The organism is Paractinoplanes toevensis (assembly GCF_018332695.1).
GTDB classification, from domain to species: Bacteria; Actinomycetota; Actinomycetes; order Mycobacteriales; family Micromonosporaceae; genus Actinoplanes; species Actinoplanes toevensis.
This window is the reverse complement of the sequence record NZ_BOQN01000073.1, coordinates 24223-44337: the sequence shown is the minus strand read 5'-3', so window position 1 is coordinate 44337 and position 20115 is coordinate 24223. Positions and strand designations below refer to the sequence as shown.

General features: G+C 70.8%; 19 protein-coding genes. 13 read left to right on the top strand and 6 right to left on the bottom strand.

Annotated features, from left to right (window positions below; genetic code table 11):
* Window positions 1–126 precede the first annotated feature (126 nt).
* The 8 genes from Ato02nite_RS29150 to Ato02nite_RS29115 all read left to right on the top strand — a co-directional run bounded on the left by Ato02nite_RS29150 (window position 127) and on the right by Ato02nite_RS29115 (window position 8493).
* Window positions 127–1980: a DUF2264 domain-containing protein gene (locus Ato02nite_RS29150; RefSeq protein WP_246607515.1), complete on the top strand. Its 1854-nt coding sequence runs from the start codon at window positions 127–129 to the stop codon at window positions 1978–1980.
* 2 nt (window positions 1981–1982) lie between these two features.
* Window positions 1983–3275 (top strand): ABC transporter substrate-binding protein, encoded by a 1293-nt coding sequence (locus Ato02nite_RS29145; protein WP_213009849.1) that lies wholly within the window; start codon window positions 1983–1985, stop codon window positions 3273–3275.
* 70 nt (window positions 3276–3345) lie between these two features.
* Window positions 3346–4254: a carbohydrate ABC transporter permease gene (locus Ato02nite_RS29140; protein ID WP_213009848.1), complete on the top strand. Its 909-nt coding sequence runs from the start codon at window positions 3346–3348 to the stop codon at window positions 4252–4254.
* Window positions 4251–5132, top strand: coding sequence for a carbohydrate ABC transporter permease (locus Ato02nite_RS29135; RefSeq protein WP_213009847.1), 882 nt, complete (start codon window positions 4251–4253; stop codon window positions 5130–5132). Before Ato02nite_RS29140 ends, Ato02nite_RS29135 begins: the two co-directional genes overlap by 4 nt.
* A 4-nt stretch (window positions 5133–5136) precedes the next feature.
* Entirely contained in the window at window positions 5137–5799 is a 663-nt protein-coding gene (locus Ato02nite_RS29130) for a hypothetical protein (protein ID WP_213009846.1), read from the top strand.
* Window positions 5796–6920: a glycoside hydrolase family 88 protein gene (locus Ato02nite_RS29125; protein ID WP_213009845.1), complete on the top strand. Its 1125-nt coding sequence runs from the start codon at window positions 5796–5798 to the stop codon at window positions 6918–6920. The genes Ato02nite_RS29130 and Ato02nite_RS29125 overlap by 4 nt, the downstream gene beginning before the upstream one ends.
* An 8-nt stretch (window positions 6921–6928) precedes the next feature.
* Complete coding sequence (iolB, locus tag Ato02nite_RS29120; RefSeq protein WP_213009844.1) at window positions 6929–7753, top strand: 5-deoxy-glucuronate isomerase; 825 nt, start codon at window positions 6929–6931, stop codon at window positions 7751–7753.
* 2 nt (window positions 7754–7755) lie between these two features.
* The gene (locus Ato02nite_RS29115; protein ID WP_213009843.1) at window positions 7756–8493 is read left to right on the top strand and encodes an SDR family oxidoreductase; all 738 of its coding nucleotides are present in this window, start codon (window positions 7756–7758) and stop codon (window positions 8491–8493) included.
* 8 nt (window positions 8494–8501) lie between these two features.
* Here Ato02nite_RS29115 and Ato02nite_RS29110 read toward each other — a convergent pair whose 3' ends face one another.
* On the bottom strand, window positions 8502–9158 hold the full coding sequence (locus Ato02nite_RS29110) for a uridine kinase family protein (RefSeq protein ID WP_246607514.1): 657 nt from the start codon (window positions 9156–9158) through the stop codon (window positions 8502–8504).
* Between the two features lie 43 nt (window positions 9159–9201).
* Here Ato02nite_RS29110 and Ato02nite_RS29105 point away from each other — a divergent pair, with 43 nt between their 5' ends.
* Window positions 9202–9789: a mycothiol transferase gene (locus Ato02nite_RS29105; protein ID WP_213009842.1), complete on the top strand. Its 588-nt coding sequence runs from the start codon at window positions 9202–9204 to the stop codon at window positions 9787–9789.
* Here Ato02nite_RS29105 and Ato02nite_RS29100 read toward each other — a convergent pair.
* A complete protein-coding gene (locus Ato02nite_RS29100; RefSeq protein ID WP_213009841.1) occupies window positions 9735–10658 on the bottom strand; it encodes a hypothetical protein in 924 nt (307 codons plus the stop codon). The two genes, Ato02nite_RS29105 and Ato02nite_RS29100, sit on opposite strands and share 55 nt — an antisense overlap.
* 126 nt (window positions 10659–10784) lie before the next feature.
* On the opposite strand from Ato02nite_RS29100, the gene Ato02nite_RS29095 reads away from it, so the two are divergent.
* Genes Ato02nite_RS29095 through Ato02nite_RS29080 form a run of 4 tightly spaced genes read left to right on the top strand, consistent with a single transcriptional unit; the run spans window position 10785 to window position 14997 of the window.
* Window positions 10785–11372 carry a phosphatase PAP2 family protein gene (locus Ato02nite_RS29095; protein WP_213009840.1) on the top strand — a complete coding sequence of 196 codons (588 nt, stop codon included), beginning with the start codon at window positions 10785–10787 and terminating at the stop codon, window positions 11370–11372.
* Window positions 11373–11381: 9 nt separating this feature from the next.
* Window positions 11382–12749, top strand: coding sequence for an 8-oxoguanine deaminase (locus Ato02nite_RS29090; protein ID WP_213009839.1), 1368 nt, complete (start codon window positions 11382–11384; stop codon window positions 12747–12749).
* Between the two features lie 26 nt (window positions 12750–12775).
* Complete coding sequence (locus tag Ato02nite_RS29085) at window positions 12776–14185, top strand: MFS transporter (protein ID WP_213009838.1); 1410 nt, start codon at window positions 12776–12778, stop codon at window positions 14183–14185.
* Between the two features lie 53 nt (window positions 14186–14238).
* A complete protein-coding gene (locus Ato02nite_RS29080; protein WP_213009837.1) occupies window positions 14239–14997 on the top strand; it encodes a hypothetical protein in 759 nt (252 codons plus the stop codon).
* A 6-nt stretch (window positions 14998–15003) separates the two neighbouring features.
* Here the strand turns inward: Ato02nite_RS29080 and Ato02nite_RS29075 are convergent, their stop codons facing one another.
* From Ato02nite_RS29075 to Ato02nite_RS29060, 4 genes are read right to left on the bottom strand one after another with little or no spacing between them, the layout of a single operon-like run.
* On the bottom strand, window positions 15004–15831 hold the full coding sequence (locus Ato02nite_RS29075) for a carbohydrate ABC transporter permease (RefSeq protein ID WP_213009836.1): 828 nt from the start codon (window positions 15829–15831) through the stop codon (window positions 15004–15006).
* Window positions 15828–16712 (bottom strand): carbohydrate ABC transporter permease, encoded by an 885-nt coding sequence (locus tag Ato02nite_RS29070; RefSeq protein WP_213009835.1) that lies wholly within the window; start codon window positions 16710–16712, stop codon window positions 15828–15830. The genes Ato02nite_RS29075 and Ato02nite_RS29070 overlap by 4 nt, the downstream gene beginning before the upstream one ends.
* A gap of 3 nt (window positions 16713–16715) precedes the next feature.
* Window positions 16716–18017, bottom strand: coding sequence for an ABC transporter substrate-binding protein (locus Ato02nite_RS29065; RefSeq protein WP_213009834.1), 1302 nt, complete (start codon window positions 18015–18017; stop codon window positions 16716–16718).
* Window positions 18014–20104, bottom strand: coding sequence for a glycoside hydrolase family 36 protein (locus Ato02nite_RS29060; RefSeq protein ID WP_246607513.1), 2091 nt, complete (start codon window positions 20102–20104; stop codon window positions 18014–18016). Before Ato02nite_RS29060 ends, Ato02nite_RS29065 begins: the two co-directional genes overlap by 4 nt.
* Window positions 20105–20115: the final 11 nt, after the last annotated feature.

Sequence of the window (20115 nt, the reverse complement as noted above, 5' to 3'; positions counted from 1 at the left end):
TCGTATCAGAGCACTTTAGATTCCATTCAGGATGAACATGGCGTTGACATGATTGAATCTGAGCGTTTTACTTCCCGGAAACCCGCCATAAACCCCGCAGCTGCCGAGCACATCGGACGGTGACGCGTGCCCGAGACCCACTCCCGCGACGACTGGCTGGCCCTCGCCGACCGGATGCTCGCCGCCGCCCGCCGGTACGCCTCACCCGGTCACGCCCGCGTCGACGTGCCGGGTGCCGAGGGCGACTTCGGCCGGGCGGTCGACGGCCTCGAAGGCTTCGCCCGTACGTTCCTGCTCGCCGGTTTCCGCATCGCCGGGGAGCGCGGCCGCGGCCTCGACGAGCTCGCCGAGTGGTACGCCGCGGGCCTCGCCGCCGGCACCGACCCGAAGGCACCCGACTGCGAACGCTGGCCGCGCCTCGACGAACACGGCCAGGCCAAGGTGGAGGCCGCCTCGATCGCCCTGATCCTGGACCTGACCCGCCCCTGGATCTGGGACCGGCTGACCCCGTCGGTGCAGGAGCGAGTCGTCGACTACCTGTCCCCGGCGGTCGGCGACAACACCTACCCCCGGATCAACTGGGTGTGGTTCCGGTTGGTCGTGCAGACTTTCCTGCGCTCGGTCGGCGGCCCCTGGTCGGGCACCGAGATGGTCGAGGACCTGGCCACCCACGACAGTTTCCGTCGTGCTGACGGCTGGCTCGCCGACGGGGAGTCCCGCGCCTACGACCACTACACCGGCTGGGCCCTGCACCTCTATCCGATCCTGTGGGCGCGGATGTCCGGGGCGAGCGACCTGGCCGACCCCCGCCGCGACCGGGACACCGCCGACCTCGACCGCTTCCTGCAGGACGCGATCACCCTGATCGGCGCGGACGGCTCGCCGTTGATCCAGGGCCGCAGCCTCACCTACCGCTTCGCCGCCGCCGCACCCTTCTGGGCCGGCGCGCTGGCCGGCGTCCCGTCGACCACACCGGGCACGCTGCGGCACGCCGCCGACCGGATCGTCCACCACTTCGCCGACCACGGCGCCCCCGACGACGACGGCCTGCTGACCATCGGCTGGCACGGCCCGTGGCGGCGGCTGGGCCAGGCGTACTCCGGCCCGGGCTCGCCGTACTGGGCGAGCAAGGGCATGCTCGGCATCGCCCTGCCGGCCGACCACCCGGTGTGGACCGCACCGGCCGAGCCGCTCCCGATCGAGAAGGGCGACGTGCTGCGGGCGGTGAAGGCTCCCGGCTGGCTGATCTCCGGGGTGCGGGCCGACGGCATCGTCCGGGTGATCAACCACGGCACCGACCACGCCGTCGAGGGCGCCACCACCGGCGACTCCCCGCTGTACGCCCGGATCGGCTACTCCACCGCGACGTTCCCGATCCTCGACGAGAGCGGCTGGACCGACCCGCTCGACCAATCCGTGGTCCTGGTCGACGACAGCGGTCGCCGCTCGCACCGCACCGGCTTCCGCACGCTGACGGTTCGCGTCGACGGCGAGGTCGGCGTGGCCGGCTCGACCGGCGCGGCCCACTGGAACACCCCCGGCCCGGACCAGCGCGACCACGGCGCCGGCCGGCCGGGCCAGGCGACCGACGCCGGCGAGATCACCGTGTTCTCGCTGGTGCGCGGCCCTTGGGAGATCCGCCTGGCGCGCACCGAAAGGGCGGGCCGGCTCAGGATGGGCGGCTGGCCGGTAACGAACGACCTCCACTCCCACCTGACGCCCCTGATCGTGAGCGCCAACGTTCGGGGGGCTCACGAAGGCGAAGACGTTCACCGCGACGCGGGGCCTCTGGCTGGCGGAAAGACCCGGGTGCCCTGGCTCGAATGGCAGGTGGCGCCGGGTGAATGGCGCGCCGCCCTCGTCGTCCTGTCGCGCGACCCCGCCCCGCCCCGCGCGGCGGCCTCCATTGACCACGGGTGGGAGGTGCGGGCCACCTGGCCCGACGGAGTTACCACCCGCACCCCGTTAACCAAGGAGTAAGGATGAAACGCTCGATCGCGGCCGTCCTCGGCGCCACCGCGGCGATCTCGTTGGTCCTGGCCGGCTGCAGCAGCGGCGATGACGACGAGGGATCGGCCGGTGGGCCGCAGACGCTCACCCTCGCCGGGTGGAGCTTTGCCACCACCCCCGAGTTCAAGACCCTGGCCGACGGCTTCCACGCGACGCACCCGGACGTCACCGTGGAACTCAAGGAGTACGACGCGGCCAACTATGACACCCAGATGGTCGCCGACCTCGCCGCCGGCAAGGCACCCGACATCTACGCCCAGAAGACGCTCAAGAATTTCTACACCTATCAGAACGGCAAGCAGCTGGTCGACGTGTCCGACGTGGCCGCTGCGCTCGGTGACAAGGTCGGCGGCATCGCGAACTACCAGGCCGACGGCAAGACCTGGGCGATCCCGTACCGGCAGGATTCCTGGGTTCTCTATTACAACAAGGCGCTGTTCGCCAAGGCCGGCGTCAAACCGCCGGACGGCACGTGGACCTGGGACGACTACGCGACCGCGTCGAAGGCGCTGACCGCGAAGCTCGGCGGGCCGAAGGGCGACTACGAGCACATCTGGCAGTCGACCGTGCAGGGTTTCGCGCTCGCGCAGACCAGCGGGGCCAGCATCGAGAGCGGCAACTTCGCCTATCTCAAGCCGTACTACGACCGGGCGCTCGACCTGCAGAACAGCGGCGCCCAGGTGAAGTTCGGCGACGCCACCACCAACAACCTCACTTACCAGGCCCAGTTCGGCAAGCAACAGGCCGCGATGATGGTGATGGGTTCCTGGTATGTCGCCACCCTGCTCAAGCAGCAGGCCTCGGGCGACGCGGACAAGTTCGACTGGGGGTTCGCCCCGGCGCCGCAGCTGGACAAGAGCACGACCGGCACGAGCGCCACGCCGATCACCTTCGGTGACCCGACCGGGCTCGGGATCAACCCCAAGATCGGCAAGGGCAAGGAGGCCACGGCCAAGGCGTTCCTTCAGTACGCCGCGGGGCCGGACGGCGCCAAGGCCCTCGCCGGGATCGGCATCACCCCGGCCGACACGGATGCCGTCAAGGACACGTTCTTCCAGCTTCAGGGCGTTCCGCAGGACGACCTGTCGAAGTTCGCGTTCACCGCGCACGACACGAAACCGGAGAACCCGGTCTCCAAGTACACGGCCGCGCTGCAGAACATCCTGTCCGATCTGCACACCGCCGTCATGTCCGGCAGCAAGGACGTGAACACGGCGATCACCGAGGCACAGAACCGGGCCAAGAACGAGGTCCTGAACAAGTAGCGACACCGGTTTCCGCGGGCGTGCCGTACGACGTACGCCCGCGGGAACCGAAACCACCCGGGAGCTGAAGATGACGTCTCTGCCTCTGGCCCGCCGCAGGCGAGGCCGGCAGGTGTTGCGCAACACCGCGGTCGGCTGGTCGTTCCTGCTGCCCAACTTCGTGGGCTTCGCCGTGCTCACCCTCGTGCCGGTCGGCCTGCTCTTCTACTACGCGTTCACCACCTGGAACGTGTTCGGCGGCGCCGAGTGGACGGGCCTGGCGAACGTCCGGCAGATGCTGCACGACGCCAGCTTCCGGACCGCCCTGGTCAACACGCTCTACTACACGGTCTTCCACATCCCGCTCACCCTGGTCGCCGCGCTCGCCCTCGCGCTGCTGCTCAACCGGCGGCTGCGCGGGGTCGCGTTCTTCCGCACGGTCGCGTTCTTCCCCTACATCACCTCGATCGTGGCGCTGGCCCAGGTGTGGAACATGCTGTTCAGCCCCGGATACGGCCCGATCAACGCGTTCCTGCGCGGCGTCGGCGTGGCGAATCCGCCGGGCTGGACCACGTCGGCGGACTGGTCGATGCCGGCCGTGATCGTGGTGGGGACCTGGCGCGAGATGGGTTACTACATGCTGCTGTTCCTGGCCGGATTACAGACCATTCCGGCCCAGCTGTACGAGGCGGCGAAGGTGGACGGCGCCAACGCGTGGCAGCGGTTCCGGGCGGTGACGCTGCCCGGCCTGCGGCCCACCACGTTCTTCGTGGTCGTGATGCTCACCATCGGCAGTTTCCGGGTGTTCGACCTGATCCTGGTGATGACCAACGGCGGGCCGGGCCAGTCCACCCTGGTGCTGTCGCAGTACATCTATCAGAAGGGCTTCGTCGAGAACCAGTTCGGTTACGCGTCGGCGATCTCGATCGCCCTGTTCCTCATCTGCTTCGTCATCACGATCGTCCAGTTCGTGATCAACCGGCGGGGGAGCGACTCATGACCCTCCTGGAAGCGCCGCCCCTGGACAGTCGGGTGTCGCTCGACCCACCGCGGGCCCGGCGCAAGAGCCGCTACCGCTTCCTGGGGTACGCGGCCCTGATCGTCGCGGCCGCCGCGATCCTGCTGCCGTTCTACTGGATGGTGATGTCGTCGCTGAAAGCCAACAACGACGTCTACACGATTCCCGTGCAGTGGCTGCCCGACCCGGTCGTCTGGCGCAACTACCTCGACATCTGGCAGAAGTCCGACCTGACCACGTGGCTGCGCAACACGCTGATCCTGTCCGTCGCGGTCACCTTCCTGCAGGTGCTGACCGGCAGCTTCGCCGCGTACGGCTTCGCCAAGGTCCGCTTCCCCGGCCGCAACGTGCTGTTCCTGGCCTACATCGGCACCCTGGCCGTGCCCTGGCAGTCCTACATGATCCCGCAGTTCATCCTGTTCTCGAAGCTGCACCTGTCGGACACCCTGTGGTCGATCATCGCGCTGCAGGCGTTCGGCGCGTTCGGCGTCTTCCTGATGAAGCAGTACTACGAGACGATCCCCGACGAGCTGCTGGACGCGGCCCGCATCGACGGCATGAGCGAGTACGGCATCTACCGCCGGATCATGCTGCCGCTCTCGGTGCCGGCACTGGCCAGCCTCTCCCTGCTCACCCTGGTCACGACGTGGAACGACTACATGGGACCGCTGATCTACCTGCGCAGCCGGGACCTGTGGACGATCCAGATCGGTCTCAAGACGTTCGTGAACACCTACAACGCCGAGTACGCGCTGATCATGACGGGCTCGGTGCTGTCGGTGCTGCCGATCGCGGTCATCTTCCTGCTCGGCCAGCGCTACTTCGTCGAGGGCATCGCCAGCACCGGACTGAAGGGGTGAGGCCGTGATCCAGCGTTTCTTCGACATCGCCTATCTGGGACTGATGACGAACCTGCTGCTCGCTCTCTCCTGTTCGCCGCTGGTGGTGGTCCTGATGACCACCGACCCGGCCCGCTCCTGGCCGCTGCTGGCGCTGCTCGCCCCGCTGGCCGGTCCCGGCGTGTGCGGGGCGTTCGCGGTGCTGGCCGCGTACTCGGCGGATCGCGACATCGCCGCGGCCCGGACCTTCACGCGGGTGTGGCGCGCCTCGGCGCGCCGGTCGCCGGCGCTCGTCGCGGCCGCCACCGCGACCCTGGTCGTGCTCGGCGTCGACGTCCGCTTCGCGTGGGGCCGGCCGGTGGGCGCGCTGGTCATCCCGGTGCTGGTCGTCGCGATGATCCTGGTGCTGGCGACGACGATGCTGGCCCTGGTGGTGCTGTCCGAGCGGCCGGGCGTGCGGGTGCGCGACGCGAGCCGGGTCAGCCTCTTCCTCGCCGTCCGGCACTGGTATCTGACGCTGTTCTCGCTGGTCGTGCTCGGCCTGTTCGAGGTGCTGCTCTCGACCCGGCCGGCGATCGCGCTGGGGCTGGCCGCCGCGCCGCTGCTCTATCTGGTGTGGTCCGGCAGCCGGTTCTCGCTGAACGCCGTGCTGCCCGAACGTTCGTCGGTATCGAGAGGAGCCGTATGACGGCCATTGACGTCCGCGCCGAGGCCGTTGCGGCTGCGGTTGCCGCCGCGCTGCGCACGATCGACGAGAACATCGCGTCCTTCGGCGCCGGCTATCCCGGCGACACCACCGCCGGCGGGAAGTACGCCGAACGGGCCGGGAACGTCGGCTGGACCACCAGCTTCTGGCCGGGGATGGTCTGGCTCGCGCACGAGCTGACCGGCGACCCCTCCTATGCGCGGGCCGCCGCCGCCCACGTGCCGAGCTTCGCCGAGCGGATCACCACCCGGTCCGACGTGGACACCCACGACCTCGGCTTCCTGTACACACTTTCCTGCGTGGTGCCGTGGGAGCTGGCGGGCGACACGGTGGCCCGGGACGCCGCGGTCGCCGCGGCCGACCACCTGCTGACCCGGGTGCTCGAACCGGCCGGGATCATCCAGGCCTGGGGTGACATGACCGACCCGCGGCAGCAGGGCCGGACCATCATCGACAGCCTGATGAACACGCCGCTGCTGTTCTGGGCCTCGGAGATCACCGGCGACCCGCGGTACGCGGAGGTGGCCCGGCGGCACACCGTCCAGCTGCGGGACCACATCCTGCGGCCGGACGGCACCACCTTCCACACCTTCTACTGGGACCCGGTGACCGGCGAGCCGCTGCGCGGGGAGACCGAGCAGGGCAACTCCGACGAGTCCTGCTGGGCGCGCGGGCAGGCGTGGGGCATCTACGGTTTCGCGCTCAACCATCGGCACACCGGCGACCCGACACTCCGGGACGCGGCCCGCACCTGCGCGGAACGGTTCCTCAGCCGGTTGCCGGCCGACGACGTGCCCTACTGGGATCTGGTGTTCGGCGACGGCAGCGGCGAGGAACGGGACAGCTCGGCGGCCGCGATCGCGGTGTGCGGGCTGCTCACCCTGGGTGGGGAGCGGTACCGGGCGGCGGCCGGGCGGATCCTCGGCTCGCTCATCGACCACTACTCGACGGCGGCGCGGCCGGAATCCAACGCGCTGATCCTGCACGGCGTCTACGACAAACCCAAGGGGGTGGGTGTGGACGAGGGAAATCTCTGGGGCGACTACTTCTACCTGGAGGCCCTCACCCGCGTCACCCGTCCCGACTGGTCCGACCACTGGTGAGGAGACCCATGGACTACCGGTACCACTGCACGATCCCGTCCGAGCCCGGCCTCAACGAGCTGCCGGTCAACCCGTGCGACCTGCTCGACTTCCGGTTGCTGCGGCTGTCCGCCGGGCAGTCCTGGTCCGGCGAGTCCGGCGACCGGGAGATCCTCGCGGTCATCCTCGGCGGGGTCGCCTCGTTCACGGTCGGCGGCGAGAAATTCGAGGCCGTCGGTGGTCGCCCGAACGTCTTCGGCGGAAAGCCGCATTCGGTCTACATTCCGGCCCGTACGGCGTACGCCGTGACGGCCGTCGGAAACGTGGAGATCGCGTTGCCGAGCGCGCCCAGCGACCTGGACGTGCCGCCCTACGTCATCGCGCCCGGCCAGGTCGCCGCCGGTCGCTGGGGCGCGGCGAACTTCGGGCGCACCTTCCACCAGATCCTCACCGAGATCGCCCAGCCGGATCTGCCGGCCCGGCGGCTGATCGTGGGGGAGACCTACACCCCGTCCGGCAACTGGAGCACGTTCCCGCCGCACCGGCACAAGTTCGACGCGCTGCCCGGCGAGGCCGCCCACGAGGAGATGTACTACTTCCGCGTCTCGCCCGGCGACGGCTTCGGGATCTCCCGGGTCTACACCGACGACGGGTACGAGGAGAACTACACCGCCCGCGACCACGCCGTGCAGATGATGCCGTCCGGTTACCACACGGTGGTCAGCGCGCCCGGCTACACCACCTACTACCTGTGGTTCCTGGCCGGCACGCAACGCACCCAGGGCGCCCTCGAGGACGTGAACCTGTCCTGGGTCGGCCGGACCGTGCCGATGCTGCGCGACCTGGGGCACTGACGATGATCCTGGACAGCTTCCGGCTGGACGGGCGGGTCGCCCTGGTCACCGGCGGCAACCGTGGCCTCGGCCTGGGGTGCGTGACCGCCCTGGCCGAGGCCGGCGCCGAGGTGGCCGTGCTCGGCCGCAGCGGCGCCGCCGGGGCCGCTCTGCACGTGCCGTGCGACCTGGCCACGGCCACACCGTCCGACCTGTCCGCCGCCGTGCGGACCGTGCTCGACGAACTGGGCCGGCTCGACATCCTGGTCAACAACGCCGGCATCATCCGCCGCGACGACGCCACCGCGGTCACCACGGCCGACTGGGACGACGTGCTCACCGTCGACCTGAACGCGGTCTGGCACCTGTCCCAGGCGGCCGGCCGGGTCATGCTCGACCGGCCGGGCGGCGGCAAAATCATCAACATCGCGTCGATGCTGTCGTTCCAGGGCGGCATCCGCGTCCCGGCGTACGCGGCGGCCAAACACGCGGTCGTCGGCCTCACCAAGGCCCTGGCCAACGAGTGGGCCGCGCACGGCGTGAACGTCAACGCGGTAGCCCCCGGCTACATGGCCACCGACAACACGTCCGCGCTCCGCGACGACCAGGCCCGCGCGACCGCCATCCTCGACCGCATCCCGGCCGCCCGCTGGGGTACCCCGGCCGACCTGGCCGGCGCGGTCGTCTTCCTGGCCTCCGACGCCGCCGCCTACATCCACGGCACCGTCCTCCCGGTGGACGGCGGCTGGCTGGCGCGCTGACCGCCCTGCTACGCCGGCTCGGCGACGACTACCTCGGTGTTGGGGTCGTGCGGTAGTGACGAGGCGGTGCCGACGATGAAGTGGGCGCGCTGCCAGGGGCGGTCGTCGGCGAGGAAGGGGACCTCCTCGGCCTCCCACTCGTCCCAGAGGCGGTCCGCCTCCGCCGGGGTGCGGCCCAGCTCGGCCATGTCGCGGCGTACCCCGCGCTGTTTGGCCTCGACGTAGTCGGACTGCACCCAGACCGCCGCGTCGACCAGCGGCCGCAGCGATCGGCGGGACACCCCGACGCCCTCGATGAGCACCGTCGACAGGCCGGCGGCCAACTCCAGGTGACCGGGTCGGTCCGGGGGCCAGCCCGGAGGCCGGTAGCGCACCGCGGCGCCGGACCGCAGCGGTTCCAGTACGCCGGTGATCATCAGGTCGTCCCAGCCGAAGCGGGCGTGGCCCCAGGCCACGTCGTCGGAGTGCACCACGGCGGCCGGTTCCAGCCGGTGGCCGAGCCGCTCGGCCAGCACCGTCTTGCCGCTGCCGCCCCGGCCGTCCACGGCGATGATCCGCGGCCGGCCGGCCGGAGTGCCGGCCGCGGCGGCGAGGGACCGGGCGAACACCTCCACGGGTACGACCGTCCACGGTCCCGCCGCCGCCTCGCCCGGTCCGAGTTCCATGCCGGGGCGGTACCCGGCCGAGAATGGACCTAACCTGATCGCCATGACAGACACCGCTGTCCCCGAGCCGTCGCTGAACGCCGGTGAGGAAGAGATGCTGTTGTTCGCGCTGGCCCGGTCGCGGGCCACGTTCGCCTGGAAGACCGGCGGGCTGGACGCGGCGGCCCTGGGCCGCGCGCACCCGCCGTCGGCCATGACGCTCGGCGGGCTCATCAAGCACCTGGCGCTGGTGGAGGAGCGGTACACGATCGACTTCAGCGGGCGCCCGCCCGGGCCGCCGCTCTCCGACGCCGACCACGACGACCCGGCCTGGGTGTGGCGGACGGCCGCCGACGACTCCCCGGAGGTCCTTTACGGCCTGTGGTCCGGCGCGGTCGCGCGGTCCCGGGCGGCCATGGCGGCGGCCCTCGCCGACGGCGGGCTCGACCAGCCCGCCAAGTTCACCAGCGACGACAACGGCAACCATCCCAACCTGCGGCGCATCGTGGTCGACCTGCACGACGAGTACGCCCGGCACGTCGGGCACGCCGACCTGTTCCGCGAGGCGATCGACGGCCTGACGGGGGAGGATCCTCCTCAGAACGTCTCGGTGAGCACGGCGGAGACCTTGCCGGTGACCGAGACGTCGTAGCGGTTCTTCGCCGTCTTGTAGTCGGTCGAGCTCAGCGTCCCCGGCTTCACGACGCCCTGGACCTTGCCGTCCACGGTCGCCGCCTGCGCGCCGCCGGCCAGCTTCACCCGGATCGGCGTGCCGGTCTTACGCCGTACGCTCAATTCTCCGATCGGGCCCGCCACCGCCAGACGGACCGTGCCCTTCGGGGGTGGCAGTTGCAGGACCGCGTGCGCCGTGCCGCCGGTGAGCGTGATCGCCGCGGCCCCGCCCGCCTGCATGTCGACGTTCTGCTCGGTGGTGCCGCCGGTCAGCTTGAGGGTCCAGGCGACCTTCGCGTTGAGCTGGATCTCCGCACCCATCGTGCCGGCCTCGCCGGTCTTGATCAGCTCGACCCTCGCGGCCGCCTTCGTGTCCTCCAGGCGGGGCACCGCGCTGCGGTCGATCGTCGCCACGTCGAAGAGCCTGTCGCCCAGGTCGGCGCTGCGCACGTGCAGCACCGCGGACGCGCCGGCCACCTCGAGGGTGCGGGTCTTGATGGTGCCGAGCGGCGCGGTGAGCCGGTGCGCATCGTCCGGCCAGGCCGCGGCGCTCGCCGGCAGCGACTGGATGACGTCGGCCGGGGTGGGGGTCTGCGCGTTCGCCGTCGAGCGGTAGGTGGGCTCGAACGCCACCGTCTGCCCGAGCACGACGCCGACGGTGAGCGCGACCAGCACCGCCGTGAACGCCCACAGCCGCCACGGCCGGCGCGGTTTCTCCTGATAGACGATCACCGCACGCGCCACCACCACCGGCGGCGCCGGGCGGGGGACGGTGGGCATGGTTTGAGTGGGCTCGTCCACCGCCTGGAACCAGCCCCGATCATCGGTGTTGCCCGCCTTACCGGACACCGCGGCACCTCCACTCGCCGGGCGTGTCTGCCACGGTTCACCAGTGATACGCATCGCAGCCCAACGCGGATCGAAGATCTTCATTTGAACATGAGAAGCGCTCCCACGGAAGGCAGGATGTGACCGATGCGTAACACGGGGGACACCTTGGCACGCGGGCTGACCGAGGTCTTCGCTCCCGCCGTCCTGGCCGGCCTGCTGCCGCTCGTGGTCGGCGCGCAGGCGGCCGCGTCGGTCACCGCGGGACTGCTGTGGGGGCTGCTGGCCAGCACTTTCTGCGCGGTCATCCCGTACGCGATGATTGTGAAAGGCGTGTGCGGGGGCAGCCTGAGCGACCACCACATCGGGGTCCGCGAGCAGCGGACCCGGCCGTTGCTGTTCGGCCTGGCCTCGGTGACGATCGGGGTCGTGCTGCTGCTGATCCTGCACGCGCCGCGCGAGGTGACCGCCCTGATCGTGGCGTCCCTGGCCGGCGGGGTGATCGCCACCGGTATCAACCATTTCTGGAAGTCGAGCATCCACGCGGGCGTGGCCGCGGCGACCACGGTGGTGCTGACCATGGTCTTCGGCCCGTGGCTGTTGCTGACCGGCGGGCTGGCGGCGGCGGTCGGGTGGTCCCGGGTCCGCCTGCGCGACCACACGACGGCGCAGGTGCTGGTCGGAGCCGCGATCGGCGCCGCGGTGGCCGGTGCCGTGTTCGGATCCCTACGTTAGCGTCGTCGGATGGATCAACGCGCTGACCTGCTTGTCCGCAACGCTCTGCTGGTCGCTGCCGGCGACGGGCGGGAGATCGCCGGCGGCTGGGTGGCCGTCACCGGCGGGCTGATCAGCGGCGTCGGTGGGCCGGCCGACCCGCCACCGCGGGCCGCCAGAACTCTCGACGCCGGTGGCTGCCTGGTCACGCCGGGCTTGATCAACACGCATCACCACATCTATCAGAACCTGACCCGATCCTACCGGCCGGTCGTCAACGGCACGCTGTTCGAGTGGCTCACCGGGCTCTACCCGCTGTGGAGCCGGCTCGACGAGGAGGCCTCCTATCTGTCGGCCTGGGTCGGGCTCGCCGAGCTGGCCCTGGGCGGCTGCACGACCACCACCGACCACCTCTACGTCGCGCCCAAGGGCGGCGGCGACCTGTGGTCGGCCGAGATCGCCGCGGCCCGCGAACTGGGCATGCGGTTCCACCCGACGCGGGGCTCGATGAGCGTCTCCCGCAAGGACGGCGGCCTGCCGCCCGACGAGGTGGTGCAGGACGAGGACGAGATCCTCGCCGACTGCGAGCGGCTGATCAGGAAGCACCACGACCCGTCCTGGGGCGCCATGGTGCGGGTGGCGATCGCCCCCTGCTCACCGTTCAGTGTCAGCCCGGACCTGATGCGGAACGCCGCCGAGCTGGCCGAGCGCCTCGACGTGCGGCTGCACACCCACCTGGCCGAGGACCCGGACGAGGACACCTATTGCCGGGAGCGGTTCGGCCGCCGCCCGATCGAGCAGTTCGAGGAGGTGGGCTGGCTGACCGATCGCTCCTGGGTGGCGCACTGCATCTACCCGAACGACGAGGAGATCGCCCGGCTCGGCGCGGCCGGTGTCGGGGTGGCGCACTGCCCGAGCTCGAACATGCTGATCGGGGGCGGTGGGTTCGCGCCGGTGCGGGAGTTCCGGCAGGCGGGCGTGCCGGTCGGGCTGGGCTGTGACGGGTCGGCGTCGACCGACTCGGCGTCGCTGTGGCTGGAGGCCCGCACCGCGCTGCTGCTGGGCCGGCAGCGCCGGGGGCCGACCGGGATGACCGCCCGCGAGGTTCTCGACATGGCCACCCGCGGCGGCGCCGCCTGCCTCGGGCGCCGGGGCGAGCTCGGCGAGCTGACCGTGGGCGCGGCCGGTGATCTGGTGTGCTGGCCGGTGGAGGGGATCGCGTACGCCGGTGCCCTGACCGACCCGATCGAGGCGTGGCTGCGCTGTGGCCCGTCCGCCGCCCGGCACACCGTCGTGGCCGGCCGGACGGTCGTCGAGAACGGCGTGCTGGTGGCCGCGAACACCGAGGACATCCTGGGCCGGCATGCCCGTGCCGCCGCCCACATCCAGGGTTTGTAGTCGCACCCGCCGGGAAAAGCCCGGCCGTGACAAACCGATGGCACGCGATGACGGTCGCGCTGGTGGCCGGGTTCATGACTCTCCTCGACGTGAGCATCGTCAACGTCGCGTTGCCGTCGATCCGCGCCGATCTCGGCCTGAGCTCCAGCGAACTGCAGTGGGTGCTGTCCGGCTACGCGCTCACCTTCGGCCTGCTGCTGGTGCCGGCCGGCCGGTTCGGCGACGCCCGTGGCCGGCGCAACGTCTTCATCGCCGGGCTGGCCGTGTTCACCCTGGCCAGCGCGGCGGCCGGGCTGGCCACCGGGCCGACCTGGCTGGTGATCGCCCGGCTGGTGCAGGGCGCCGCGGCCGGCGTGGTCAACCCGCAGGTGTCCGGCCTGATCCAGCAGCTGTTCGAGCCGAAGGAGCGGGGCCGCCCGTTCGGCCTGCTGGGCGCCACGATCGGCATCTCGACCGCGGTCGGCCCGCTGCTCGGCGGCCTGCTCATCCAGGTCTTCGGGGCGGCCGAGGGCTGGCGCTGGATCTTCTACATCAACGTGCCGATCGGTATCGCGGCGATCATCCTGGGCCTGCGCTGGATTCCGGCCCGGGCGCCGGAGGAGAAAGAGCGGGAAAGCCTCGACCCGGTCGGGGTGGTGCTGCTCGGCGCCGCCGTGATCCTGCTGCTCCTGCCGCTGGTGCAGGAGCGGGAGTGGCACGGCCCGGCGAAATGGCTGCTGGTGGTGGCCGCCGCCGCGGTCGGCGCCGGATTTGTCGCGTGGGAGCGGCGCCACCGGGGCACTCCCGTCGTCGATCTGTCCCTTTTCCGGAAACGGTCCTACGGCCTCGGCGCCCTGATCGGCCTGTTCTACTTCGGCGGCTTCACCTCGATCTTCTTCACCTACACGCTGCTGCTGCAGAGCGGCCTGCACTACTCGGCGCTGGAGGCCGGCCTGGCCATCACCCCGTTCGCGCTGGGTTCGGCGGCCGCGTCGGCGATCGGTGGCCGCCAGGTCAACCGTTACGGCCACCCGCTGGTGGTGACCGGGCTGATCCTGGTGGTGGCCGGCCTGGCCGGGACGGTCCTGGCCCTGCACCTGGTCCCCGGCCACGGCGGCGGCTGGGCGGCCGCGTTCCCGCTGCTGATCGCGGGCCTCGGCAGCGGCCTGGTGATCAGCCCGAACCAGACGCTCACCCTCGCCGAGGTCCCGGTGCGGCGAGCCGGCAGCGCGGGCGCGGTCCTGCAGACCGGCCAGCGCATCGGCACGGCGGTCGGCATCGCCGCGGTCGGCTCGGTCTTCTTCAACCGCCTGGCCGGCCACGGCGACTGGGCGGCCGCCTTCCGCACGTCCCTGTGGGTGACCATCGCCTTCGTGGTGATCGCCCTGATCGCCGCGACCGTCGACGTGCTGACGGCCGACTCCCGGATACACGCCACGACCGGCGAAACGGGGTGAAGAGCCTCGACAGCATCGGACATGATGCCTTCAGCGACTACGGAAGGTTGACGATGGGGAATGGTCGCCACGCGGCGAGTTGGTTGGTCGGCGGAGTCGCGGCGCTGATCGTCGGGGGATGTTCCGGCAGCGAACCCACCGCACCGTCGGCCGGGTCGGCCTCGGCCGCCGCGCCGCCGGCCCTGGCGTCGTCCGCGCCGCCGAGCGAGAGCCCGGCCGCCGCGGCCATCCCGGATTCCATTCCGGCCATCGCGTTCCTGCAGGTGGTCGACGCGCCCGGCAAGGCCAAGGAGAAACCCAACCGCCTCGGTGCCGGCGATCAGAAACTGCCGGCCTTCTGTAAGTCCAGCTACGAAACTAAGGACCAGGTCGGCGTACGGGCGACCCAGCTGCTCCTGTTCGCCAGCGAGGACGCGCCGGAGGGCTCGACGCCGAAGGCCGCGGTCTACGAGGACGTCATCGTCTACCGGAACGACGGCGCCGAGCAGTTCATGGCGTCGCTGCGCAAGGCGGTTCAGGGCTGCGCCACCCAGAAGGACGACTCGGGCGTCACGCTGAAGAACTTCCTGCGCGGACCGGTGCCGGGCGGCGGGGACGACTCGGTGCTGATCGAGCGCACCCGGCCGGCCACCGACGACGCCGGCGAACCGGTCGCGGGGCAGGTGCACAGCCTGTTCTGGGCGGCGGTGCGGCAGGGCGACACGATCGCGTTCGTGAGCAACACCGGCTGGGAGTCCGGCTCGGCGGAGAAGGGCGACACGGTCACCCTGGGCACCCGCGCCGCGGCCCGGATCAAGGCCTGGCGCGGGTGACGACGGTTATTTGACGGCCCCACCGGTGATGCCGGAGATGACCTTCCGCTGGGCGACCGCGAAGACGGCCACCAGCGGGAGGCTCATCAGGATCACGTACGCGAAGATCAGGTTCCAGTTGTTCAGGTAGAGGCCGGCGCTCGCCACCCGGAACAGGTTCAGCGGGAGGGTGTCGAGCCGGCCGCCGACCACGAAGAACGCGTAGAACACGTCGTTCCACACGTACAGGCAGATCAGGATCGTGGCGGTGGCCAGCACCGGCCGTAGCAGGGGCAGCACGATCCGGCGGAAGACCAGCACCGGCCCGGCGCCGTCGATCTGGGCGGCCTCCTCGAGCGATTCGGGGATGGTGCGGACGAAACCGGTCACGAAGAAGATCACCGTGGACAGGTAGATGCCGAGGTAGACGCAGATCATCCCGATGGCGGTGCCGGCCAGGCCGAGCTGCCGCAGCAGGAGGACGACGGTGACCACGGCGGGCGGCAGGATGATGCCGCTGATCCCGACCGCGTAGAGCACGGCAATCGGCCGCGAGGTGCGCCGGGCGAGCACCCAGGCCGCCATCGAGCCGAGGACCAGCACGAGGACGACGGTGGGCACGACGATCAGCATGCTGCCCAGGAACGCGGCCGGCACGTCCGCGTCGGTCCACACCTGGCGCAGGTTGCCGAGCAGCTGCCAGTGCGACGGCAGCGAGAAGTCCGGGTCGATCGCCTCGCCCTGCGACTTCCCGGCGGTGACCACGACGAGCCACAGCGGCGCGCCGATCAGCCCGGCGACGAGCAGCACCGCGACGAAGGGCTGGAGCCGCCGCCACAGCGGAAGGTCGCTCATAGGATCCGCTCCCGTCTGCGCAGCAGGTAGATGACCGGGAAGGCGAGCAGCGCCACCAGCAGGAACAGCACCAGGCTCATGGTGGTGGCCTGGGCGAACAGCCCCTGCCCGAAGGTCCGGTAGATGAAGATGTTGAGGATCTCGGTGGTGCGGGCCGGGCCGCCGCCGGTGGTGGCCTGCACGATGTCGAAGCCGTTCATCGAGCCGAGCAGCGCGGTGGCCACGGTGAACGTGACGGCCGGCGCGAGCAGCGGCGCCCGGATCGTCCAGAACGTGCGCCACCGGGACGCGCCGTCGATCCGGGCCGCCTCCAGCACGTCCTCCGGCACGGTCTTCAGCCCGGCCAGATAGATCAGCATGGACAGCCCCATCCACTTCCAGGCGTGGATGAGCGACACGACCAGCAGCGTCCAGGTGGTGTCGGCGAGCCACCCGGTCGGTTTGAGCAGGGCCTGGAAGACGTAGCCGACCGCGAGCGCCGACATCAGCACCGGAATGAGGAAGAACGTGCGGGCGATCCGATTCACCACGGTGTCCCGTTCGAGCAGAACGGCCAGACCGAAGCCGAAGACATTCTGAAAGACCGCGACGAGTACGGCGTAGAGCAGCGTGATGCGTAACGACCGGAACAGCGTCCCGTCCGACACCAGGGCGGTGAAGTTGTCGAAGCCGACCGGGTTGATGGCGCTCTTGAAACCGGACCAGTCGGTGAACGCGTACACGAAGTTGAACAGCGTCGGCAGCACGAAGAAGACGACCAGGACGGCGTACGCGGGAAACAGGAACCACATCGGGTGCGTGCGCCGCCGGATGACGCGCGGGGCCGGCCCGGGCGCGCGGGCGGCGCGCACCGGGACCGGCGTTTCGAGATCGACGGACATGGGTCAGAAGCCGCCCGCTCCGGCGGCCTTGGCGAGCTGGGCGAACTGGTCCTGGGTGGCCTTGGCGACCTGCTCCGGCGTCATCGTCCCGGCGATCATGTCGGCCAGGTTGATATACAGGTCCGGGTTGGCCACCGCGAGCGCCTGCATCGATCCGACCGAGGTGGGCAGCGCGGCGTGCACATCCTGCAGCGCCGCGGGCACGCCGGCCGGGCTGGGGACCGCGGTCTCCAGCGAGACGGTGTTCCGGTCGGTCACGAAGTCCTGGTAACCCGGGCCCATCCAGTAGGCGAGCAGCTGCCGGGCCGCCGCCTCCCGCTTGGCGTCCCCGGTCTTGAAGGCGACCAGCGCGTTCGACTGGTCCGGGATGAACGTGCCGATGTTGCCGGACGGCGCGATCGGGAAGAAACCGATCTTCTTATCCAGCGCCGCGGTGTCGGCCTTCGCCTGCAACTGCCCGAAGAACGAATTCACCTGTACGACCATGGCCGCCTTGCCGCCGAGCAACGCCGTACCCTGATCCTCGAATTTCGCGGTCTTGATGTCGGTGTTGAACAGTCCGTCCTTGATCAGGGTCTGGTATTTCGTGATGGCGTCGAGCACGGTCGGGTCGGTGAACTTCTCCTTGCCCGAGTTGATGCGGTCCCACAGGCCGTTCTTGGCCGCGTCGGCCAGTTGCACCTGCACCCACCACTGGGTGGCCCACCGGTCGGCGCCCATCTCGTAGAACGGCGTCACACCCTTGGCCTTCAGGGACCGGGCCAGCGTGATCATCTCGTCGAAGTTCTTCGGGGTGGCGGTGATCCCGTTGGCCGCGAAGACCTCCTTGTTGTAGTAGACGCCCTCGACGGCCGGGCTGGTGATCAACGCGGCGTAGCGGGTGCCGCCGAGAATCCCGGTGATGTCCTTCAGCGACGGGTCCAGCTTGTCCAGCCAGGGCGCGCCGGTCAGCGGCTGCAGGTTGGCCTTGGCGTTGAGCGCGGTCAGCATCGAGGCGGTCGGCTGCCAGAACGCGATGTCGGGCTGGTCGCCGGTCGCCACCTTGGTCTGGATGCCCTGCTCGTAGGGGTCGGGGATGGTGACGACCTGGACGGTGGCGCCGGTCGCCTTCTGGAACCCGTCGATCACCTTGGCCGGCACGGTGTTGCTGTTCTGCGCGGCCCAGATGGTCAGCTTCACACCGTCCAGCTTGGCGTCGGGCGCGGGCCATTCCGTGCTGCCGGTCGACGTGCTGTCCGAGCCGGGGTCGCTGCACGCGGTGAGGGAGAGAAGGGCGACAAGGGCGGCACCGAGTATTCGTTTCATCGTGATCCTTCGGTCGGGGTGATCCGGAAGAGCCGGGCGGCGTAGGGCTGGCCGCCGGTGACGGTGAGAGTGGCGCCGGCCGGATCCCACTCGTGGGTCCAGGCCGGCAGGTCGCGGGGGAAGAGCACGTCGACCGCGATCGGCCGGCCGCGCAGGTGGTCGAGGCGCAGCGTGGTGGTCGCGGCGCCGCCGCGCCGCCACAACGCCAGGTAGGTGACGCCGGCCGAGGTGTTTCGCTCAGCGTCGGGCGGGGTGCTTCGCTCGGCGTCGTCGGCCCGCAGCGCGAGGCTCAGCCAGGTGTCGTCCCAGCCGGGGAGGCCGTGCGGCCAGCTCGGCGTGGAGCGCGCGAGGTCGTGCCGGATTTTTCGGTATATCGCTACCGCGTCGCGTACCCGCTGCCGTTGCGGGCTGCTCATGCCGTCCAGCCGGCCGGACAGGTACAGCCGGCCCAGCAGACCGGTGACCAGCGTGAACGCGGCCTCCTCGGCGGTCATCTCGGGCTGCGGGTAGGCCCAGCTGGCGGCCTGTTCGGGCAGGATGGACAGCGGCGCGGACACCGCGATCGGCGGGTAGCGCCGCCAGTCCTGCTGGTCGCTGGTCGACTGCACCTGCATCCGGGCGAGCAGCGCGTAGTCGGCGCGCATCCCGCCGGACGCGCAGTTCTCCAGGATCAGGCCGGGATGCCGGTCGAGCACCCGGTCCAGCCAGTCGAGGTGCGCCCGGTTGTGCCCGAGCAGCCCGGCCCCCACGCTGCCGTCCACGTCGGTGCCGGCGCCCGGATCGATGTTGTAGTCGAGCTTGAGATAGCCGACCCCGAGCTGCTCGACGAGCCGGTCGACCACCTCGTCGAGGTGCGCGACCGCCGCCGGATGCCGCAGGTCCAGGTGATAGCGGCCGTGCTCGACCAGCCGGACCCCGCCGCGCTGCAGGAACGCGGCGGGCGGCAGCTTGTCCTGCATCGGGCTGCGCACCCCGATCACCTCGGGTTCCAGCCACAGCCCCGCCACCAGGCCGCGCTGCCGGATCCGGGCGATGACCTCCTCCAGGCCGCGCGGGAACCGGGTCTGCGACGGCTGCCACTCGCCGACGCTGTCCCACCAGGCGTCATCGTCGTCGTACCAGCCGGCGTCCACACAGAACACCTCGGCACCGGCGTCGGCGGCAGCGTCGATGAGCGGCAGCAGCTTCGCCGTGGTGGGGTCGCCCATCAGCGTGTTCATGTAGTCGTTGAAGATCACCGGCAGCGTTTCCCGGTCGGGGTGCGGCCGCCGCAGGGCCCGGCGGTGGCCGGTCATCGCGGCCACCGCAGCGTCGAAGCCGTCCGGCGACCAGGCGATCGACACCGGCACGGTGCTGAACGACTCGCCCGGCCGGAGCAGCTGCTGCCACTGGTGGTCGAGGTCGGTCGGCCCGAGCAGCGCCAGGTAGGCGCCGCCGAGCCGCTCACCGACCTCCCACCGCCAGGGCCCGTTGTGCTCGATCTGCCACAGCCACGCCCCGCCGCCCCGCCGGTCGACGAGCCCGCCGGCCGGCGAGCGGGAGCCGGTCGACCAGGTGCCGGTGCCGACCTGCGCGACCAGCCCCCGCCCGTCCTGCCCGTGCAACCGCAGGTTGAGGTCGGGGACGAGCCCGTCCCGCAGTGGCCGGCGGGTCCAGCGGCCTTCCCCGAGCCACTCGCTGTGCCCCGACACCAGATCGAGCGCGTCGACCGATCCCGGTCCTGGTGCTCCGAGCGGGTCCTGGGCCAGGCCGAGCGCGAGCGACGTGACGGCGAGCAGCAGGATCGGCTCGGCGCCGTCGTTGGTCACCGTGGTTCGCACCTGCCAGGCCTCGCCGGCCTCGGCTGAGCGGAAGCTGACTCGGGTGCTCAGGCCGCTTGCCTCGTCGTGCTGGTCGATGTGCCGCTCGTGCCAGGCGCCGTCCCGGGTCTCCGTGTCGGCGGTGACCCGCATGCCCTGGCCGATCGCCGTCCGCACGTTGCGCTGCGAGACGTGCACCCGCCCGAACCCGGCCGCCAGGATCTCGACGATCGGCTGGCCCGCGATCGCGGCCGGGCCGTCGGGCGGCAGGTCGATGTCCAACCTCACTGGTGCTCCTT

Excerpts from the sequence above, each read along its gene's own strand:
- Ato02nite_RS29145 (WP_213009849.1), top strand. The coding sequence starts at position 1,983 with ATGAAACGCTCGATCGCGGCCGTCCTCGGCGCCACCGCGGCGATCTCG.
- Ato02nite_RS29140 (WP_213009848.1), top strand. The coding sequence starts at position 3,346 with ATGACGTCTCTGCCTCTGGCCCGCCGCAGGCGAGGCCGGCAGGTGTTG.
- Ato02nite_RS29135 (WP_213009847.1), top strand. The coding sequence starts at position 4,251 with ATGACCCTCCTGGAAGCGCCGCCCCTGGACAGTCGGGTGTCGCTCGAC.
- Ato02nite_RS29125 (WP_213009845.1), top strand. The coding sequence starts at position 5,796 with ATGACGGCCATTGACGTCCGCGCCGAGGCCGTTGCGGCTGCGGTTGCC.
- iolB (WP_213009844.1), top strand. The coding sequence starts at position 6,929 with ATGGACTACCGGTACCACTGCACGATCCCGTCCGAGCCCGGCCTCAAC.
- Ato02nite_RS29115 (WP_213009843.1), top strand. The coding sequence starts at position 7,756 with ATGATCCTGGACAGCTTCCGGCTGGACGGGCGGGTCGCCCTGGTCACC.
- Ato02nite_RS29110 (WP_246607514.1), bottom strand. The coding sequence starts at position 9,158 with ATGGAACTCGGACCGGGCGAGGCGGCGGCGGGACCGTGGACGGTCGTA.
- Ato02nite_RS29105 (WP_213009842.1), top strand. The coding sequence starts at position 9,202 with ATGACAGACACCGCTGTCCCCGAGCCGTCGCTGAACGCCGGTGAGGAA.
- Ato02nite_RS29095 (WP_213009840.1), top strand. The coding sequence starts at position 10,785 with ATGCGTAACACGGGGGACACCTTGGCACGCGGGCTGACCGAGGTCTTC.
- Ato02nite_RS29090 (WP_213009839.1), top strand. The coding sequence starts at position 11,382 with ATGGATCAACGCGCTGACCTGCTTGTCCGCAACGCTCTGCTGGTCGCT.
- Ato02nite_RS29080 (WP_213009837.1), top strand. The coding sequence starts at position 14,239 with ATGGGGAATGGTCGCCACGCGGCGAGTTGGTTGGTCGGCGGAGTCGCG.
- Ato02nite_RS29075 (WP_213009836.1), bottom strand. The coding sequence starts at position 15,831 with ATGAGCGACCTTCCGCTGTGGCGGCGGCTCCAGCCCTTCGTCGCGGTG.
- Ato02nite_RS29070 (WP_213009835.1), bottom strand. The coding sequence starts at position 16,712 with ATGTCCGTCGATCTCGAAACGCCGGTCCCGGTGCGCGCCGCCCGCGCG.
- Ato02nite_RS29065 (WP_213009834.1), bottom strand. The coding sequence starts at position 18,017 with ATGAAACGAATACTCGGTGCCGCCCTTGTCGCCCTTCTCTCCCTCACC.